The sequence below is a fragment of the Nocardia sp. MH4 genome, from assembly GCF_019266065.1.
In the GTDB taxonomy this organism is placed as follows: Bacteria; Actinomycetota; Actinomycetes; order Mycobacteriales; family Mycobacteriaceae; genus Nocardia; species Nocardia canadensis.
The window spans coordinates 1-18870 of record NZ_LPNR01000115.1; the positions used below are offsets into that span (position 1 = coordinate 1).

The window sequence follows — 18870 nt, forward strand, 5'->3', positions numbered from 1 at the left end:
TAGCCGCCGGTGGTGTGCAGGATGCCTTTGGGTTTTCCGGTGGTGCCGGAGGTGTAGAGGATGAACAGGGGGTGTTCGGCGGGGAAGGGCTGGGCTTCGTGGGAAGGCGAAGCGGTCCCGACGGTTTCGTGCCACCACAGGTCGCGTTCATCGGTCCACGGCACCTCGGTACCGACCCGGCGCACGACGAGCACGTGCTCGACCGAGGACGGCACATCGCCCTTGGCGGCGAGCGCCTCGTCGACGGCCCCCTTGAGTGGTGCGGGCTTGCCGCGTCGCCACTGACCGTCGGTGGTGATGATCAGCCGGGCCTCGGCGTCGTCGACGCGCTGGCGCAGCGCCGTCGGCGAGAAGCCGGCGAACACCACCGAGTGGGTGAGACCCAGCCGCGCGCAGGCCAGCATCGACACGATCGCCTCGGGCACCATCGGCATGTAGATCGCGACGCGATCGCCCGCCTCGAGGCCGAGTTCGGTGAGGTAATTGGCGGCGCGGGAGACTTCCTCGAGCAGTTCGCGGTAGGTGATGTCGCGGGAGTCGCCCGGTTCGCCTTCCCAGTGGATGGCGACCTGGTCGCCGTGTCCGTCGATGACGTGGCGGTCGACGCAGTTGTAGGCGNCACCTGGGTGAACGGCGTGTGCCAGTGCAGCCGGTTGGCCTGCTCGGCCCAGAAGCCGTCACGGTCGGTCTCGCCGCGCTCGTAGAGGTCGGCGCCCGCGTTGGCGGAGGCGGCGAACTCCGCGCTCGGCGGATACGAGTCCTGGTGTCCTGCAGCGGTTTCGGTCATGTCGAATCAGCCTCACATGCCTGGTGCGGTCGGGTCGGTCGGGCGGGGCTCACCCCTGCTCCCTCGAGCGTAGTCAACCCGGTCGCGCTCTCGTCGGCGTTGTGTCGGCAAGGTTTCGGCACGGTCAATCGGCGCCGGTTCATCCGATGACTTCGCGGACAGACCGGCCGGTCGCGGGCTATCGTTTTAAATCAACCGTTCAGCTGATGGTTCCGAGAATTGTTCATATTTTTCTGCCGAACATGAGGGGTTCGGCATTTTTTCCTGCGTTTCCGTCGAGTAACCGTACTGATACATGTGAAGCGAAAAAGGCTCGGTTCACTGAAAAACCGGGCCGAAGTGGCTAACCTCCGAGCGTTATGCCACGGGAATCGAACCGGGAGAGAGCGTTGAGATTCATCAGAGCGACCGCGCTGATCGCAGCGGGCCTGGCGGCCACAAGCCTCGGCCTGACCGCGTGCTCGTCCGACGACAGTGCTGACGCGAGCATTGTCACCACCAACGCGGGGGAACCGCAGAATCCGTTGGTGCCGACCAACACCAACGAGAACATGGGTGGTCGCGTCGTCGACCGTTTGTTCGCCGGGCTGAAGTACTACGACGCCACCGGTGAGGCGCACGACGAGATGGCGGAGAAGATCGAGACCGCCGATCGCAAGTCGTACCGGATCACCATCAAGCCGAACTGGAAGTTCACCGATGGCACGACGGTGACCGCCAAGTCCTTCGTGGACGCGTGGAACTACGGCGCGCTCGCCTCCAACGCTCAGCTGCAGAGTTACGTGTTCACCCCCATTGTCGGATTCGACGAGGTGAATGCCGAACAGCCCAAGGCGCAGACGATGTCGGGTCTGAAGGTGGTCGACGACCGCACCTTCACCGTGGAGCTGAAATCCCCCTCGATCGATTTCGAGAGCGCTCTCGGCTACGCCCCGTTCTATCCGCTGCCCGATGCCGCCTTCAAGGACATGAAGGCCTTCGGCGAGAACCCGATCGGCAACGGCCCCTACGCCTTCGGCTCCTGGGAACACAACGTCAAGATCGACCTGAAGCCCAACCCGGATTACCCCGGCGGCCGCCCGGCCAAGAACAAGGGCCTGCGGTTCGTCATGTACCAGTCCTTCGACACCGCCTACGCCGATCTGCAGGCGGGCAATCTCGACACTCTCGACACCATTCCCGACAGTGCGCTGACCTCGTACAAGAGCGATCTCGGCGACCGCGCGATCACCAAGCCGACCGCGCAGAACCAGCACATCGGCATCCAGACCACCGTGCCGCATTTCGGTGGTGAGGAAGGCGTGCTGCGCCGCAAGGCGATCTCGATGGCGATCAACCGCCCGCAGATCATCGACAAGATCTTCAACGGATTGCGCATTCCCGCCCGCGATTTCACCGCCTCGACGCTGCCCGGCTTCGACGGCAACCTGCCCGGCTCGGAGGTGTTCGACTACAACCCCGATCAGGCCAAGAAGCTGTGGGCGCAGGCCGACGCGATCTCGCCGTGGTCGGGCAAGTACACGATCACCTACAACTCCGACGGCGGCCACCAGGCCTGGATCGAGGCCGTGGCCAACAGCGTGAAGAACACCCTCGGGATCGACGCGGTCGCCAACCCGGTGCCCACGTTCAAGAACGTGCGTGACGCGGTGAACGCCAAGACCATCGGCACTGCCTTCCGCTACGGCTGGCAGGGCGACTACCCGACGATGATGCAGTTCCTGTCCTCGCAGTACTACAGCTACTCCGACACCAATAACGTCGACTACAACAACCCGGAGGTCGACCGCCTCTTCGACGCCGCCATGGCCGCGCCGACCCAGCAGGAGTCCTACAAGCTGATCGCCCAGGCGCAGACGATCATGATCAAGGACATGGCCGACATCCCGGTGTTCGACTATGTCGCCGCCGCGGGCCGATCCGACCGGGTCACCAAGGCCGAACTGGCCTGGAACGGTCTGTTCGACTTCGAGAACATCGAGAAGTAACCACTCGGTACTGGGCCGGGCCACTTCCGTGGCTCGGCCCCAGTCGTTTTCGGAGGAATGATGGCTTGGTACATAGTTCGGCGCCTGCTCCAGATGATCCCGGTCTTCCTCGGCGCGACGCTGCTGATCTACGCGATGGTGTTCCTGATCCCCGGCGACCCGATCAAGGCGCTGGCCGGGGAGAAACCGCTGACCCCGGCGGCCGAGGCGGCATTGCGCGCCCGGTATCACCTCGATCAGCCGTTCATCGTGCAGTATCTGCACTATCTGAAGGGGATTCTGACCCTCGATTTCGGCACCTCGTTCTCGGGGAGGCCGGTGCGCGAGGAACTCGAGCGCGCCTTCCCGATCACGATCCGGCTCGCGTTTCTCGCGGTGCTCATCGAGGGCTTCTTCGGCATCGTGTTCGGCCTGATCGCGGGCCTGCGCAAGGGCAAGCTCTTCGATTCGGCGATGCTGATCGCCAGCCTGGTGATCATCGCCCTGCCGGTGTTCGTCGTCGGTTATCTGGCGCAGTTCTTCCTCGGCGTCAAATGGGGGATCGCGCCGGTCACCGTCACCGGGAACGCGAGCCTGGGGGAATTGCTCGTTCCGGCGTTCGTGCTCGGGTCGCTGTCGTTCGCCTACGTGCTGCGGCTGACGCGTAACTCGGTGGCGGAGAACAAATCCGCCGACTACGTGCGCACCGCGACGGCGAAGGGGCTCGGCCGCAGGCGCGTGGTGACCGTGCACATCCTGCGGAATTCGATGATCCCGGTGGTGACCTTTCTCGGCGCCGATTTCGGTGCGCTGATGGCGGGCGCCATCGTCACCGAGGGCATCTTCAACATTCCCGGCGTCGGCGGCACCATCTACCAGGCGATCACCCGCGGCGAGCCGCCCACGGTGGTGTCGTTCGTGACGGTGCTCGTCGTGGTGTTCCTGGTGACCAACCTGATCATCGACCTGCTCTACGCCGCGCTCGACCCGAGGATCCGTTATGCATGAGAGCCAACAGCATTTCGTGGCCCCCGCCGACGAGGTGGAGGTGCTGGCCACCGACCGGGTGGTCGAGGCGGGCACGCCGACCAGCATCTGGGGCGACGCGTGGCGGCGGTTGCGCCGCAATCCGGTGTTCCTGGTCGCGGTCGTGCTGATCGTGCTGGTGCTGCTGGTCGTGGTGTGGCCGTCGCTGTTCACCAGCCAGGATCCGAAGCTGTGCCTGGGCGAGTTCGGCATGGACGGCCCCCGCCCCGGCCACCCGTTCGGTTTCGACAAGCAGGGCTGCGATGTCTACGCGCGCACCATCTACGGCGCGCGGGCCTCGGTCAGCGTCGGTGTCGGAGCGGCCATGCTGTTCCTGCTGGTCGGCGGGGTCCTCGGCGCGCTGTCGGGGTTCTACGGTGGCTTCCTCGACACCGTGGTCTCGCGGATCGCCGAGATCTTCTACGCCATCCCGATGGTGCTGGCGGCGATCGTGCTGTTGCAGCTGCTGCGGCCGACGACGGTGCTGACGGTGATCCTGATCCTCGTCGCCTTCACCTGGCCGCAGGCGGCGCGCATCGCTCGCGGCGCGGTGATCGAGGCCAAGAACAGCGAATACGTCACCGCGGCCAAGGCACTGGGAGTGTCGCGGCTGGGGACGCTGGTGCGGCATGTGCTGCCCAACGCGGCCGGTCCGCTGATCGTGGTCGCCACGCTGTGGCTCGGCGTCTTCATCGTCACCGAGGCGACCCTGTCGTTCCTCGGCGTCGGCCTGCCGCCCGACATCGTGGCCTGGGGCGCCGACATCGCCCGCGCGAAGTACGAGATCCGTACCTCGCCGATCCTGTTCTACCCGGCGGCCGCGCTGGCCATCACGGTGCTGAGCTTCATCCTGCTCGGCGACGCGGTGCGCGACGCGCTCGATCCGAAGGAGCGCACCCGATGAGTGACGCCACCCCGCTGCTCGAGATCCGCGACCTCGACGTGTGTTTCACCACCGACGGGACGCCGGTGCCCGCCGTGCGCGGGGTGAATCTCACCGTCTTCCCCGGTCAGACCGTCGCCATCGTCGGTGAGTCGGGGTCGGGCAAGTCGACGACCGCGCACGCGATCATCGACCTGCTGCCCGGCACCGGCAAGGTCACCGGCGGGCAGATCCTGTTCGACGGCACCGACCTGACCACGGCGTCGGAGAAGGAGATCGTCGCGATCCGCGGCAACGGCATCGGCCTGGTCCCGCAGGACCCGATGTCGAACCTGAACCCGGTGTGGAAGATCGGCTTCCAGATCCGGGAGACCCTGGCGGCCAACGGCATCGCCACCGGCGACGCGGCCCGCCGACGCGCGGTCGAGCTGCTCGCCGAGGCGGGCATGTCGGATGCCGAGCGGCGGGTGAACCAGTATCCGCACGAGTTCTCCGGCGGTATGCGCCAGCGCGCGCTCATCGCGATCGGGCTGTCCTGCCGGCCGAAGCTGCTCATCGCCGACGAGCCGACCTCGGCGCTGGACGTCACCGTGCAGCGGCAGATCCTCGGCCATCTCGAACAGCTCACCACCGAGCTGGGGACCGCGGTGCTGCTGATCACCCACGACCTCGGCCTGGCCGCCGAACGGGCCGAACACCTGGTGGTGATGTATCGCGGCCGGGTCGTGGAATCCGGACCGGCGCTGCAGATCCTGCGCGATCCACAGCACGCCTACACCAAGAAGCTGGTCAGTTCGGCGCCGTCGCTGGCGGCGCAGCGGATGTCGTCCTCGCGGCAGCGGGCCGCCGTGCGCGCGCAGGCCGTGGAGGTGGCCGAGGCGGGCGACAACGTCGGCGACACCGTGCTCGAGGTGCGGAACCTGACCAAGGCGTTCAAGATTCGCGGCAAGCGGCCGTGGCAGTCCACGGACTTCGTGGCCGTCGACGACGTGAGCTTCTCCGTCGACCGGGGGACGACCACCGCGATCGTCGGCGAGTCCGGCTCCGGCAAGTCGACCATCGCCCAGCTGGTGCTCGGCCTGCTCGAACCGACCGCGGGCAGCGTGGTCTTCGACGGCAAGGACGTGGCCGCGCTGGACACCAAGGGCGCGTTCGCCTTCCGCCGCCGCGTGCAGCCGATCTTCCAGAACCCCTACGGCTCGCTCGACCCGATGTACTCGATCTTCCGCACCATCGAGGAGCCGCTGCGGGTGCACAAGATCGGTACCCCGGCCGAACGGGAGAAGGCGGTGCGCGATCTGCTCGACAAGGTGTCGCTGCCGTCGTCGGTGCTGCGCCGCTATCCGAACGAGCTCTCGGGCGGGCAGCGTCAGCGGGTCGCGATCGCGCGGGCGCTGGCGCTCTCGCCCGAGCTGGTGGTCTGCGACGAGGCGGTCTCGGCGCTCGATGTCCTGGTGCAGGCACAGATCCTCACCCTGCTCAACGATCTGCAGGCCGAGCTGGGCCTGACGTATCTGTTCATCACCCACGACCTGGCGGTGGTCCGGCAGATCGCCGACAACGTGCTCGTCATGCGGGCGGGCAAGGTCGTCGAGACCGCGACCACCGACGAGGTGTTCGCGGCGCCCGCGCAGGACTACACGCGGGCGCTGCTGGAGGCGATTCCGGGACGGGAGCTGCTCACGGGGTGAGGTTCGGCGGGCGTTCCCGGTCCGGCTCCAGCCGGGCGAAACGCCGCGTCCGCGCAGTTCACCGGCGTACCGTGAGCGGGGTCCGAGGTGGTGCGGTGTGGAGCGCAGGGGTAGGAGACGCCGATGGATCGCATTCAGGCCGAACGGCAGGCCGAGCTGGAATCGCGCAGGCGCCGGGCGCTGACCCCGGCTGCCAAGCGGTTGGCCGAGGAACTGTGGCCGGACCGCACCTGGCCCGGGGTGCGCGGACTGCACGTGGTCGTCGGCGGCGCGGTGGTCGGCCGGTAGCCTCGTATGCCGTGACTGATCCGCTGCAGCCCCTGGTCGACCTGCCCGGCGTGCGTGAGGCCGCCGACAAGGCCCGCGACGCGCTCGCCGCGGTGCATCGGCACAAGTCGAACCGCCGTGGCTGGGCGACGACCGCCGCCGAGGCGGCCGTGCGCGCCGCGCGGTCCTCGGCCGCCATCGAGGGCGCGAGCACCGACCTGCCCGCCGACGGGAAGGTCGGTGATCCGGTGCTGGCCGGCGCGCTGCGCGTCGGCCAGGCACTCGACGGTGACGCGCTGACGAACCTGGTCGGCACCTGGCAGCGCGCGCCGCTGCAGGCGCTGGCCCGGCTGCATCTGCTCGCCGCCGCCGACCTGGTCGCCGACGAGCAGGAGCTCGGCAGGCCGCGCGCGACGCCCGGCGTCGCCGAGCGGCTGGACATGCTGGTGCAGACCGTCCAGGCGAGCAAGGCGCCCGCGCCGGTGATCGCGGCGGTCGTGCACGGTGAGCTGCTGTCGCTGCGGCCCTTCGGCACCGCCGACGGTGTCGTCGCGCGGGCGGCGTCGCGCCTGGTGACGGTGTCGAGCGGGCTCGACCCGCGTAGCCTCGGCGTACCGGAGGTGTTCTGGCTGCGACGTCGCCAGGCCTACCTGGACGCGGCGGCCGGGTTCGGCATGGGCACGCCGGAGGGGGTCGGCGGCTGGGTGCTGTTCTGCGCGGGTGCGCTCGAAGACGGTGCCAGGGAGGCGAACTCGATCGCCGACGCGGCCGCGGGCTGAGTCTTCCCCACACATCGAAACGGGCGGCGTGCCGATTACTCGGCCTCACCGCCCGCTAGCACGGAACACCCGGTTACCAAGCGTGCTCGGTGGGTTGTGTTCGGTGGCCTCGGCGATCATCCGAACCCCGCCGGTTCATCCCCGCAACCTGTGCGAGGCGTTCGCCGACGACTGCCCGAATTTCGCAGGCCCACAACTCTTCTGCCCTTGTCGCGGCGCGCTCCGCGTGGGTGCCTGGCGTCCGTGCTGGGAAGGGTGGGATGGGAGGCGAAACCTTCTCTTCCGGCTCCGTCTTGGCCTTCCGTCCTTCCGTGACTCCATTCTTACACTGTGATGGCACTCACAGCAAGCGTATCGATGGCATCACCGGATAAGACTATTTTCGGCGTGTCGGCGGGCGATTCATGCTGGGGATTCGCAGGTCAGCGACGTTTCCGCAGCAGTCGATAGCTGATCGCGCCGGCGACGATCGCGCTCAATCCGACGGCCGCGGTGGCGGCCACGGTGGTGGTCGACGGCGCCTGGAAGCGCGACCACAGCGACACCGGATTGGAGAAGGTGAGCACCGGCCAGCCCCGGGCGACGGCCTCCTTGCGCAGCGCGCGGTCGGGGTTGACCGCCGTCGGATGACCGACCGCGCTCAGCATCGGCAGATCGGTCACCGAATCGGAGTAGGCGTAGCAGCGGGACAGGTCGTAACCCTCTGTGGCCGCCAGCTTCTCGATCGCGGCGACCTTGCCCTCGCCGTAGCAGTAGAACTCGATGTCGCCGGTGTACTTGCCGTCCTCGACGACCATCCTGGTCGCCTCGGTATGCGAGGCGCCGAGTACCTCGGCTATCGGCGTGACGATCTCCTCGCCGGAGGCCGAGACGATCACGACGTCGTGGCCGCGGATCTTGTGGTCGGCGATCAGATCGGCGGCCTCGGCGTAGATCAGCGGGTCGACGAGATCGTGAAGCGTCTCGGCGACAATGGATTTCACCTGCTCGACATCCCAGCCCGCGCACATGTTGGCGAGGTTTGCCCGCATTCGTTCCATCTGGTCGTGATCGGCCCCGGAAAGCAGGAACAAAAAGTGCGCGTAGCTGCTCTCCAGCACGGCTCGGCGGTTGAGCAGACCCTGGGCGTAGAACGGTTTGCTGAACACGAACGCGCTCGACTTCGCGATCACCGTTTTGTCGAGATCGAAGAAGGCCGCGACGCGTCCGCCCGGCACCGCCGCTCGGCCCGACGCGGCGAGTCTTGTGTCCGGAAGCGGAGTCTGGTCACGTTCGGCCGTCACGACAACAGAATAGGCACGCCGCCCGCGGCGCGCAGGAACCGCCCGTCCGGGGCGGCTCGAGAGTTTGCCCCGGGGACGCCGGAGGCCGCGAATCGCCGAAAGATGGTGGCGAACGCTACTTGCGCCTGCGCCGGGGGATGGGTGTAGTATTGCTGGCACCTGGACATGGTCCAGGCGCGTTCAGCCCGACCCCCCGGGGCTGAACCCGACGGCCCCAGCCTCCTCCCCCCCGGCTGGGGCCGTCCTCTATTTCCGGGTAGATCGCCCGAGTTCTCCACACCCCCGAGTTATCCACAATCGCCGTGTGGCCGCTGTTGAGAAGTGTCGGGCTCGGCCACGCTGAGCTGCATGAACCTCCTCGCGGCCCCCTCAACCGCCGGACTCGCTCCCGCTCTGGTGCTCGTGCGTGACCCGAGGCTGCGTGCCGAAGTGCGCCGGGTCGCCGCGGCCGCCGAGCGGGTCACCGACGAGCGCAGCATGCCTGTCGGGCGGCACGCGTGGTCGGGAGCGGGCCTGGTGATCCTCGACACCGCCGCCGCCACCGTCGCCGCCGCGGCGGGCTGCCCGCGACGGCCGGGGATCGTGCTCGTCACCGAGGGTGAACCCGCGGTACCGGACTGGCAGGCGGCCACGGCGGTGGGTGCGGAGCGAGTCGTCGCGCTGCCCGCCTGCGCGGTCGCGCTGGTCGAGCAGTTCGCCGAGCACGCCGAGTCCAGAACCGGGGAAGGCGTGGTCGTCGCGGTCGCCGGGGCAGGCGGCGGCGCCGGAGCCTCGACCCTCGCTGCGGCCATCGCCCTGCGCGCGGCCGCTCGCGGATTGCGGCCGGACACGGTGCTGATCGACGGCGCGCCGCTCGACGGCGGCATCGACCTGGTGCTCGGGATGGAGAACGTCGCCGGATTGCGCTGGCCGGATCTGGTCATCGAGGACGGTCGGGTCTCCGCGGCGGCGCTGCACAACGCGCTGCCCGCCGCCACGGCCGGGCTGGCGGTGCTGTCGTGCGGACGGCACGGCGCGGGCCTGCCACCGACCGAGCTCACTCCCGCCGCGGTGCGTGCGGTCATCGAATCCGGCAGAGCCGCAGGGGATCTGGTCGTCTGTGATGTCTCCAGTGAACGTGGCCCCGCGGCCGACGCGATGGTCGATGCCGCCGATCTGGTGGTCCTCGTCGTCCCCGCACGGCTGCGCGCCGTCGCCGCGGCCGAGGTTGTCGCGGCCTACCTCGGGGAGCGAAATCCCAATCGCGGCTTGGTGGTTCGCGGACCGGCGCCGGGCGGACTGCGCGGCGCCGAAGTCGCCGAGGTGCTCGGACTGCCGCTGCTGGCCGCGGTGCGGGGGCAGGCCGGACTGGCCGCGCGGCTCGAACGTGGTGGGCTCAGCGTGCGCAGGCGCGGTCCGCTGCGCGACGCCGCCGACGCCGTGTTGTCGATGGTGGGGGCGCCGCGATGACCACCTTCGTCACCGTCGACCTGCTCGAGCGGGTGCGGGAACGGCTCGCCGAGCACGCGGGCGCCCCCGACGCGGCGCAGCTGGCCGCCGCGATCCGCGCCGAAGCGGGCGGCGTGCTCGCCGACACCGACCTGCTGCGCGCATTGCGTCTGCTGCAGACGGAGATGACCGGAGCGGGTCTGCTCGAGCCGCTGCTGCACGATCCCCGGGTCGCCGATGTGCTCGTCACCGGACCCGACTCGGTGTGGATCGACCGTGGTCACGGACTCGAGCGGACCGAGGTGCAGTTCGCCGACGAGGCCGCAGTGCGCAGGCTCGCCCAGCGGCTCGCCCTCGCCGCGGGCCGCAGGCTCGACGATGCCCAGCCCTGGGTCGACGGCAAGCTCGCCGGTACCGAGGCGACGCTCGGCGACGCTTTCGGTGTCCGCCTGCACGCGGTCCTCGCGCCCGTCGCCCACGACGGCACCTGCCTGTCCCTGCGCGTCCTGCGCCCCGCCACCCAGGGCCTGACCGCCCTGTCGGCCGCCGGATCGGTCCCGCCGTCCGCGCTCCGGCTGCTCACCGACATCGTGCGCGCCCGGCTGGCCTTCCTCGTCGTCGGCGGCACCGGCGCGGGCAAAACAGCACTTGAGTTATGACACCATTAGGACATGACCGACACCACGGCCCGCCGATGGGCCATCTACGTGCGCATATCCCAGGATCGTGAAGGCGCTGGCCTGGGTGTGGACCGCCAAGAAACGGATTGCCGCGCCCTGGCGGCCCAGCTGGGTGGCACCGTGGTGGCCGTCTACATCGACAACGACGTGAGCGCGTACAGCGGCAAGCGGCGCAAGGGCTACGAAAAGCTACTGGCCGCAATCGAATCGGGCGCGATCAACGGCGTACTGGCCTGGCACCCGGACCGCCTGCACCGGTCCCCGCTCGAGCTGGAAAGCTACATCGACCTATCGGACCCGGCCCCGAAGTCCCGCCGCCAGGGCGTCATCACGCACACGGTCCGCGCGGGCCGCTGGGATCTGTCCACGCCGTCGGGCCGGATGGTCGCGCGCATGATCGGAGCGGCGGCCCGCTACGAGTCCGAGCACAAGAGCGACCGAATCAGGGCCGCCCGCGTGCAGGCCGCCAAGGCTGGCAAGCATCACGGCGGTATGCGGCCCTTCGGCTTCGAGCGCGACGGCGTGACGCTGCGGCCCTACGAAGCCGCCGAAATCCGCACGGCCGCCGAAGCTGTGGTGTCCGGGGTGTCGTTGCGCGCGCTGGTGCGTGACCTGAACGCGCGCGGCGTGCTCACCGTGAAGGCGGCCAACCTGGTGGAGCAGGGCGAAGAGTTGCCGCCGGGCAAGTACATGTGGTCGTCCCAGGCCGTGCGGGACTTCCTCGTAAGCCCCCGTTCGGCCGGGCTGTCGTCGCACCTGGGCGAAGTCGTCGGGACGGCCCAGTGGCCCGCCATCGTGCCGGAATCCACCTGGCGGGCAGCGCGCGCCATCCTGACCGATCCGGCCCGCCGGACGAACGGGGGCCGTGGCCGTGGTCCGGCGTGGCTGGGATCAGGCATCTACGTATGTGGGGTGTGCGGCAAGGCCGCGCTTCGGGTCAGCTCGAAGTCCAGTTCCGGCAAGACCAACAGCCTGAAGAAGGTGATCCGGCCGTACCGGTGCAGCAATCGGGAGTTCTACGCGGAGACCGGGCACGTGAACCGGGACGCCTACCTGTTGGACGCCTTCGTGGAAGAAGTCGTGGTGGGCTACATGGCCCAGAACCGAAATCTGTTGCAGCGCTTGACGAAGCGGCAGCACGGGGAGGGCGTAGACGTGGACGCCATGGTGGCCGAACAGGCCGCCATCCGGGAGCAGCAGGACGAAGCCGCCCTGATGTTCACCCGGCGGGAGATCACCGGCCGCCAGCTGGCCACGATGACGGCCGACCTGGAGACGCGCGCCGACGAACTGACCGCCCAGCTGGCCGCCATCGGAGAGCGCGGCCCCCTGGACGAAGTGGCCGCCGCCGACGACGTGCGGACGCTGTGGTTCGGCACGAAGGAAGACCGGTCGGACGGCCTGCCACTGGCGAAGCGGCGGGCCATCCTCCAGGCCCTGGTGACCGTGACGGTACTGAAGACGGTCAAGCGCGGCCCGGCCTTCGATCCGGAGGGCGTCCGGTTCGACTGGAAGACCGGGACCGCCGCCTGATCTACCCCGCCGCCCTGGGGTGGTCGATGGTCTTCAGCTGGTCCCCGGGAAGGCACCACATCGTTGTCCGGGGGAAGCCCACGTGGGAGACGACCAGCTTCAGGCGTTCCTGGGCGCGCTGCACCGTGCGGCGTGACAGCTTGCCGTCCTTCCGCTCCGCCGCCGCCTTCATGACCTCCGCCGACGGGACCGGCTTCCCGGCGGCGGTCAGGAAGTCTTCCAGCCACATTTCGGCTTCGCTGCGGTCCCGGCGGTCTTCCTGTTCGTCTTCGGCGGCGGCGGTGAACAGGTCACGCGCGGAGTGCTCGGAATCTCCGATCCACACCAGGCGGGGGACCATGCCGTCACTGGTCGGCGTCGGCTCGAAGACCTGGACGGCCTCGATACGGAAGCGCGACGCCGGGACGGCCGGGGCCAGGTTCGACTTCTCCGGGCCGATGGTCAGCACGCCCTGTTCGTCCGGGTCGGCCTGGGCCAGCATCGTCATCCGGGCCTTCTTCCGAATCTCTCCGGTCATGCCGTAGGCGTTGCGGACGTTGCCGCCCTTCTCCCGGTTCGTGTGCCCGGACAGCAGCACCGACACCCCGGCCCGTGTGGCCAAGTCCTTCCACGGATGCAGGGCCTGGCGGGCCTGCTGGGGATCGCGCACCGACAGCCCGCCGGGCAAGGTGTCGGCCCAGGCGTCCACGATCACCAGCGCGGCCCCGTCGGCCACGGCTTCGCTTACGCGCCCGATGTCGCGGGGGAACTCCGGCGCGCCGGAACCGTCCTGGTCGGCACAGATCACCCGAACGTGGGCCAGATCCACCCCGGCCAGCTCCATGCGGGGCCGCGCCACCATCACCCAGTCGTCTTCGGTGATCACCCAGACGACGGTCTGGGGGTCGCGCGCGGGCATACCGAACTCTGGGGAGGGCTTGCCGGTGGTCAGCAGCGCGGTCAGCCAGACCAGGAACAGGGACTTGCCGATACCCTCCGCCCCGAGCATGTAGCACACGGAATTCTCTGGAAGCCGTTGCGCCGCAATCCATTCGATCTGGCGCGACGTGTCCATGTCCAGGGCGTTCCACACGCGCACCGGCGGTTCGTCGCTGGGAGCCTCCACAGCCTTCTTACCGGTCCGCCGGGTGCCCGCCGACGGCTTCGCGGTCCGGTCGCGCTGGTTCGGGGGCGGTGGCTTCGTCACCGTGCCGCCGCCGTGGCCGTTGGTCTGGGGCTTGCCCAGTTCATCCCAGAACGACGGTTCAGAGCTACGTGTTTCGTTGGCCATGATCAGGCCCCCTTCCGGGCGGTGTGCTGGCGGCCACGAACGCGCGCCGCCGCCAGGGTCACGATGTGGTCCACCACGGCCCTGTAGGCGTCCATGGAGCACAGCCAGGGGTCGGTCCTGTCGGCGCGCTCCCAGCCCACCAGGGGCGTCACGCGGGCCTTCAGGTCCAGTTCCCAGGCGCACCCGGAGCAATCGAAATCGTGCGTCCGGGCCACGGATTCGACCAGGGCCAGCCTGGGTTCCGCCCGGCACGCGCGCCGGTAGTCGGCGGTATCGTTGTGCGTGGTGGTGGACATGATGGGTGTCCGTCCTTCCCGTCTAGGTGATGGGTCACAGGCCCCCCGGAATGGGCATCTGGGGGGCCATTCCCGTGGTGGGGCAAGGTGTTTCGCCCGTGGGATGGGGACGGGGTTTCAGACGGTCAGGTGGTCAGCTGGCGGGTACGTCGCGGTGGATCGGGAATCGCCAGAAGCTCATCCATGCGCGCCCGTGCGGACTCGTATTTCTGCTGGTTGATCAGGCCCCAGAGTCCGCCCAGGCCCCAGCCGGTCCGCTGGCGGAATTCTTCGGCGTCACCGATCAGGCGGTACCAGTCCAAGGGACTAGCGCCGCCCCAGGCGGCCCAGCTCACGCCGCCCCCTTCACGGAGTGACGGCCGATGATGGCCACAATTTCGTCGGCCTGTTCGTCGGTGAGCGGCGGAGCGTCGGCCAGCACCTTTTCGGCGTGAGCGGCAATCTTGGCGGCGGCCAGGGCGCGCCGGGCGTCGTACTGCACGGCGGTATTGCCATGGGCGGCGGCGGAAGCCAGGCGCGCCTTGTGGCGGGCCACCTGGGTGGACAGGGGAAGGTCTGTCGAAGGCATGGGAACCCCACGGGAGAACGGGCGTCGCGCGCCGGTGTCGGCGGCGGGGCCTTCGCCTGGTGTGGAGTGAGATGGAATGAGTGGAGCGACCCGACATCGAACCTAGCGCCATATGGGCTACGGCGCAAACACCGCCGCCACGTAATCCGTTGGGCTGCAATACATTCGAGTGACACCGCGTCTACATAGGCGTGACATCCGATGTGACACAGTGCCAGTCGTGACAGGGTGTACCCGTATATCTGGCGCAACTGGCGCGACTGGAGATTTACCCCTTCTGACCTGCACGTTTACAGTCGCGCCTATGTGGCGCTACTGGTGGCACCACTGGGCAGTCGTGCCACCCCCGGCCCCCGGCTCCGTAGTCCCTATGTCTCCCGCTGTCATGGCCGTGTCACCCCCGTGTGTGCCCTCCAGTCGCGCCACGTATTCCCCCAGCTCACAGCCAGTTGCGCCAAGTCGTGCCATATCCGTCTTACAGTCGCGCCACTGTATATGTGCAGGTAGAAGACAGTTGCGCCAGTTGCGCCAACCCCAGGAGATATAGGGGAGCGTGTGGCACGACTGGAGGCTGTGGCCGGGGCCATGGGAGAGCTGGACGGGCGTACCAGAGTTGCTTACCCTTCGGGGGTATGAGGACCAGCACGAAGCGGCGGGACAGTATGCGTGCCCGTATTCAGGCGGAGCTGTTGCACGGCCCCTACCGCACCGACGAACAGGTGGCGGAGTACCTGGGTTGCTCTCTGGCGGCGGTGGAGTCCGCTACCCGTGCGCTGTGGATGCGCACCAGCAAGAACACCACCTGGAGCCCCATGGACAGCTACAGGCTGGACCAGGCGGTCAAGCGGCACCGCAAGGCGGCAAGGCTGGGGACGCCGCCGCTCCGCCCGATGCGCCTTCCCGCCGACAGGCGCAAGCGCCGGGCCGACAAGGCGGCGGCGTAGCTCATGCCCTGGGCTACCTCCACGCTGTGCCCGATGTGCCGCCGCGTACGGCCCGGGAAGACCCGCTGTCCCTGCACTGTGTGGGCCGGGAGCCGCTGGGCCGACCATCTGGCCGCCCAGGGCGTCACGAAGCGGCAGTGGGCCACACAGCGGCGCGCCTACCTGAACGAACACCCGGTGTGTCAGTGGCCGGGGTGCAAGGCCATCGCGGACGACGTGGACCACGTGCGTGAACTGTCCGACGGCGGGTCCGTGCTGGACTGGGACAACCTCCAGTCTCTGTGTGCCGACCATCATCAGAGCAAGACCACAGCACACGCGACCAGTCGGCGGTGGCCGGGGGCAACCAGACGACGCACTGAATAACTCGAAGCCATTTAATTCGAGTAATTGCTATTCCACCGCGGGGCCATTTATCGGGTGCGCTTGAATTACTCGGACCCTCCGACGGGCAATTAATTAGCCCGCCTGGAGGGTGCCCGGCGAATTACTCGGAAGGGGTCGAAATTCGTGCACGAAAGAATGGCGCTTAAAGAATGGTATTGAATTACAATTAAAAGTAATTCAAAAAAGTTTTATAACGACTTTGTGACCTCAGCATAACTGCAGGTCAGATGGTGTTTTTGACCCCACCCGGGGGGTGGTGGAGTCTTGACAAGGGGGTCCGGAAGGCGACCGTCTTTCCGCGATCATTCATACGCGCTCACAACGGGTCATTCGCTTAGGAAATGAGTCCATTTCCCGCTAGTCGCCATTAATCCGCCCCTGGTGGAGCCATTAATTCGATAAATAGGGCGAGTAATTCAGCCATTAATTCGGCCCGGCAGAGCCATTAATTCAGGCCCCAGCCGCCATTTATCCGACCCCCTGGCGGCGGTCCGGGGACGCCATTAATTGCGAATTCTGTCCATCGAATGTGTGGCCCATGTCGTGCCTGATGTATCGCTGAATGTCGTAGTGGCGCAACCAGTTTCGACACAGCTACCGTGACGCCATGCCCAATAGCCTGTTCGACATCTTCCCGTCCACCGAGTACGCCGCCGCTATCCGCATCGCGGTGGACGTCGTGGATGGCGGAGAACTGCCCATGGAGCTGCGGAAGCTGGCCTTCGATGACGCCGCCGCCCGGCTCGGTTGCGCGCCGGAGGACCGCTTGCCACGGCTGATTCAGCTACTGAGCTTCGCCCTGGCCGCCGCCCTGGCCGGGAACTCCGCCGACGAGACGCCCGAAGCCGCCCTTCGTCGCTTCCTGCTGGTGTGCGAAGGCCACACCGCTACACCCGCGTGACATCGAAAGTGACAGTGACAGACGCTATTTCGGCGCTGTAGCGTCGGCGGTGGTGTTCCGTTCCTTTCTCGGAGCCGGGAGCGCCGGACTGGTTCGCTAGCCCTTTTCGCGCATGGGAGGGGGCGGCCCACCAGTCCGGCGCTGCTCCGGTCCAGGGCGACGGACCCCACGACTGGCACTAGGCCCGCGACAGAGCCCGCCAGCCACCGCCCTGGGTGCAGGCCCAGCGGCACCGGCGGCCCCGCTCATTCGTCCGTTGTAGAGGCGTCGTGAACCTCCAAAACCACTGTGTAGCAAGGGGATTCACCATGTTCGTATTGACGGGCAAGGAAACCAAGGGCCAGCTTCTGGCGAAGCGGTCCGAACTGCTGTCCAAGGCCCAGGGCATCAGCGCCGACCTTTCCGCGAAGGGCGACGCCCCGACCGCCGACCAGGAACGGGAGTTCCAGGCCGCCATCGAGAACGTCCAGGAAATCGACGCCGCGCTGTCCGGCCTGAAGAACGCCGATGCCATGAAGGGCCTGACCGCTGGCCAGCCGCTGGTCGGCGTCGGCATGGGGCCGGGCGGCCAGTACACCACCACCTACGGCGGCGGCGGTGTGAAGGGCTACCTGGACCTGGGCGTCAAGAGCGCCAAGACGGGCGAAATCGCCAGCGCGCTGACCGGCCAGGACATCCCCGGCGTGCAGCGCAAGGACATCAGCGCGACCCCGGGCACCTACCTGGGCGACATCATTACCGTGGACCAGCCCAAGCGGATGGGTGTCACCCCGCTGGGCCTGATCGACGTCCTTCTGTCCATCCAGCGCGGCGCGGCCTACCGGTACATGCGCCAGACCGCGCGCACCGGCGGGGCCGACATCGTGGCACCCGGCGGCCTGAAGCCCACCCTGGGCCTGAAGCTGGAGCCGATCGACGCCGCGCTGGAGGTCTTCGCGGTCCTGTCGGAGCCGGTGGACAAGTTCGTCATGGACGACAGTGTGGCGGCCCAGACCCTGGTCCAGCTCGAGCTGGTGGACGCCGTGCGGCTCCGGCTCGAAGAAGCCGTGGTGGACGCCATGAACGACACGTCCGGCGTCCAGATCCAGGCATGGGATACGGACCTGTTCGTCACCATCCGCCGGGCGCGGCTGAAGGCGGAGAACCAGGGCTACATCCCTACCCACATCGCGCTGAACCCGAACGACTGGGCCGACATCGAACTGAGCCGGGACGGCCAGGACCGCTTCCAGATGGAGCCGCGTACCGATATCGGCGTACCGGTGGACCTGGCCGAACAGCGCATCTGGTCCATGGAGGTGGTCACCTCGCTGAAGGTGCCCGTCGGCACCGGCTTCGTGTTCAACGCCGTGGACGGCGTGGCCCTGGGCTCCGACAACCAGCTGGCCGTGGAGTGGGACCGGTCCGGGGATCTGTTCAAGCACAACCAGGTTCAGGCGCGTGCGGAGATTCGCGCCAACGTGGAGCTGTACCAGCCGCTGGGCATCGTCAAGGCGGACTTGACGTCCGCGTAGCGCAAGACCCGAAGGCCCCAGCCGGACGCGTTCACTGTCGAGGCTGGGGCCTTCGGCCTGTCTGGAGGGCCTGGCGGCCTAGTAGCCGTCTTCGTCTTCGATGCGCGCCCGGATCGCTTCCACCGTGCGGTCCGGCGGTATCCGCTCCGGCCAGAAGACGCACGCGACCAGCACGACCAGCGGCAGGCCCACGGCCACGACGAAGCCCAGCGCGATCATGCGCCCGTCTCCCGGTCCACGACGGACAGCGGGTCCACGTCGATCACTGTCGGCATGGACAGCAAGCCCTGGTGGACTTCGGCCAGTAGGTCCACGTCCACCGGGGCGAACTCCACAGCCTCCAGCGCGGCCGTGACGTCGGCGTGCAGCTCCAGGAACTCTTCGAGTCCTACCGGCCAGCCGTTTTCATCCACCACCGCCAGGCCGTCGTCCTGGTGGAGGTAGCGGCCCGGCCCGTCTTCGGGTGCCAGGGCCAGCTTCCGCCGGTCTTCGTCGTCCATCCGTGCGGGTAGCTTCACAGCCCGCCCCTTCCGCTCTACGGCTGGTTTGCACCCGCCGCCGGGGAATCGAGTTCGGCCCGGCGGCGGGGCTGACACCAGCGTCACAGCGGGCAGGGGCTACCGACAATGGCACTTCGCGGGGGCTGGTTCCCGAAGTACCAACGGG

Annotated in this window: 19 protein-coding genes and 2 pseudogenes; 13 read left to right on the top strand and 8 right to left on the bottom strand. The window is 68.0% G+C overall.

What is annotated here, in order from left to right; translation table 11 throughout:
• A pseudogene (locus ATM97_RS25195) lies at window positions 1–787 on the bottom strand (AMP-binding protein); the annotation flags it as partial.
• 359 nt (window positions 788–1146) lie between these two features.
• Here ATM97_RS25195 and ATM97_RS25200 point away from each other — a divergent pair.
• The 6 genes from ATM97_RS25200 to ATM97_RS25225 all read left to right on the top strand — a co-directional run bounded on the left by ATM97_RS25200 (window position 1147) and on the right by ATM97_RS25225 (window position 7400).
• Complete coding sequence (locus ATM97_RS25200; protein WP_218720673.1) at window positions 1147–2775, top strand: ABC transporter substrate-binding protein; 1629 nt, start codon at window positions 1147–1149, stop codon at window positions 2773–2775.
• 60 nt (window positions 2776–2835) lie between these two features.
• Complete coding sequence (locus ATM97_RS25205; protein ID WP_218720674.1) at window positions 2836–3762, top strand: ABC transporter permease; 927 nt, start codon at window positions 2836–2838, stop codon at window positions 3760–3762.
• A complete protein-coding gene (locus tag ATM97_RS25210; RefSeq protein ID WP_218720675.1) occupies window positions 3755–4684 on the top strand; it encodes an ABC transporter permease in 930 nt (309 codons plus the stop codon). Before ATM97_RS25205 ends, ATM97_RS25210 begins: the two co-directional genes overlap by 8 nt.
• Window positions 4681–6354 (top strand): ABC transporter ATP-binding protein, encoded by a 1674-nt coding sequence (locus tag ATM97_RS25215; protein ID WP_218720676.1) that lies wholly within the window; start codon window positions 4681–4683, stop codon window positions 6352–6354. The genes ATM97_RS25210 and ATM97_RS25215 overlap by 4 nt, the downstream gene beginning before the upstream one ends.
• Before the next feature lie 123 nt (window positions 6355–6477).
• The gene (locus tag ATM97_RS25220) at window positions 6478–6642 is read left to right on the top strand and encodes a hypothetical protein (protein ID WP_218720677.1); all 165 of its coding nucleotides are present in this window, start codon (window positions 6478–6480) and stop codon (window positions 6640–6642) included.
• Between the two features lie 11 nt (window positions 6643–6653).
• A complete protein-coding gene (locus ATM97_RS25225; protein ID WP_218720678.1) occupies window positions 6654–7400 on the top strand; it encodes an oxidoreductase in 747 nt (248 codons plus the stop codon).
• A 422-nt stretch (window positions 7401–7822) separates the two neighbouring features.
• Here the strand turns inward: ATM97_RS25225 and ATM97_RS25230 are convergent, their stop codons facing one another.
• Window positions 7823–8683 (bottom strand): HAD-IB family hydrolase, encoded by an 861-nt coding sequence (locus ATM97_RS25230; protein WP_374104900.1) that lies wholly within the window; start codon window positions 8681–8683, stop codon window positions 7823–7825.
• Window positions 8684–9031: 348 nt separating this feature from the next.
• On the opposite strand from ATM97_RS25230, the gene ssd reads away from it, so the two are divergent.
• From ssd to ATM97_RS25245, 3 genes and pseudogenes are all read left to right on the top strand, one after another.
• On the top strand, window positions 9032–10132 hold the full coding sequence (gene ssd, locus ATM97_RS25235) for a septum site-determining protein Ssd (protein WP_218720679.1): 1101 nt from the start codon (window positions 9032–9034) through the stop codon (window positions 10130–10132).
• Window positions 10129–10761 (top strand): annotated as a pseudogene (locus ATM97_RS25240) (ATPase, T2SS/T4P/T4SS family); the annotation flags it as partial. The gene ssd and the pseudogene ATM97_RS25240, both read left to right, overlap by 4 nt.
• Window positions 10762–10782: 21 nt before the next feature.
• The gene (locus ATM97_RS25245; RefSeq protein ID WP_218720681.1) at window positions 10783–12324 is read left to right on the top strand and encodes a recombinase family protein; all 1542 of its coding nucleotides are present in this window, start codon (window positions 10783–10785) and stop codon (window positions 12322–12324) included.
• A 1-nt stretch (window position 12325) separates the two neighbouring features.
• Here the strand turns inward: ATM97_RS25245 and ATM97_RS25250 are convergent, their stop codons facing one another.
• From ATM97_RS25250 to ATM97_RS25265, 4 genes are all read right to left on the bottom strand, one after another.
• Window positions 12326–13594, bottom strand: a complete 1269-nt coding sequence (locus ATM97_RS25250) for an AAA family ATPase (RefSeq protein WP_218720682.1) — start codon at window positions 13592–13594, stop codon at window positions 12326–12328.
• A 2-nt stretch (window positions 13595–13596) separates the two neighbouring features.
• Window positions 13597–13890, bottom strand: a complete 294-nt coding sequence (locus ATM97_RS25255; protein WP_218720683.1) for a hypothetical protein — start codon at window positions 13888–13890, stop codon at window positions 13597–13599.
• Between the two features lie 125 nt (window positions 13891–14015).
• Complete coding sequence (locus ATM97_RS25260) at window positions 14016–14225, bottom strand: hypothetical protein (RefSeq protein ID WP_218720684.1); 210 nt, start codon at window positions 14223–14225, stop codon at window positions 14016–14018.
• Complete coding sequence (locus ATM97_RS25265; RefSeq protein ID WP_218720685.1) at window positions 14222–14458, bottom strand: hypothetical protein; 237 nt, start codon at window positions 14456–14458, stop codon at window positions 14222–14224. The genes ATM97_RS25260 and ATM97_RS25265 overlap by 4 nt, the downstream gene beginning before the upstream one ends.
• Window positions 14459–15090: 632 nt before the next feature.
• On the opposite strand from ATM97_RS25265, the gene ATM97_RS25270 reads away from it, so the two are divergent.
• The 4 genes from ATM97_RS25270 to ATM97_RS25285 all read left to right on the top strand — a co-directional run bounded on the left by ATM97_RS25270 (window position 15091) and on the right by ATM97_RS25285 (window position 18204).
• A complete protein-coding gene (locus tag ATM97_RS25270) occupies window positions 15091–15402 on the top strand; it encodes a hypothetical protein (RefSeq protein WP_218720686.1) in 312 nt (103 codons plus the stop codon).
• A gap of 33 nt (window positions 15403–15435) precedes the next feature.
• Window positions 15436–15768 (top strand): HNH endonuclease signature motif containing protein, encoded by a 333-nt coding sequence (locus tag ATM97_RS25275; RefSeq protein WP_218720687.1) that lies wholly within the window; start codon window positions 15436–15438, stop codon window positions 15766–15768.
• A 628-nt stretch (window positions 15769–16396) separates the two neighbouring features.
• The gene (locus tag ATM97_RS25280) at window positions 16397–16690 is read left to right on the top strand and encodes a hypothetical protein (RefSeq protein ID WP_218720688.1); all 294 of its coding nucleotides are present in this window, start codon (window positions 16397–16399) and stop codon (window positions 16688–16690) included.
• A 308-nt stretch (window positions 16691–16998) separates the two neighbouring features.
• Window positions 16999–18204 (top strand): phage major capsid protein, encoded by a 1206-nt coding sequence (locus ATM97_RS25285; protein WP_218720689.1) that lies wholly within the window; start codon window positions 16999–17001, stop codon window positions 18202–18204.
• A 78-nt stretch (window positions 18205–18282) separates the two neighbouring features.
• Here ATM97_RS25285 and ATM97_RS25290 read toward each other — a convergent pair whose 3' ends face one another.
• Both ATM97_RS25290 and ATM97_RS25295 read right to left on the bottom strand, forming a co-directional pair.
• Window positions 18283–18423, bottom strand: coding sequence for a hypothetical protein (locus tag ATM97_RS25290; protein WP_218720690.1), 141 nt, complete (start codon window positions 18421–18423; stop codon window positions 18283–18285).
• Window positions 18420–18704, bottom strand: a complete 285-nt coding sequence (locus tag ATM97_RS25295) for a hypothetical protein (protein WP_218720691.1) — start codon at window positions 18702–18704, stop codon at window positions 18420–18422. Before ATM97_RS25295 ends, ATM97_RS25290 begins: the two co-directional genes overlap by 4 nt.
• Window positions 18705–18870: the final 166 nt, after the last annotated feature.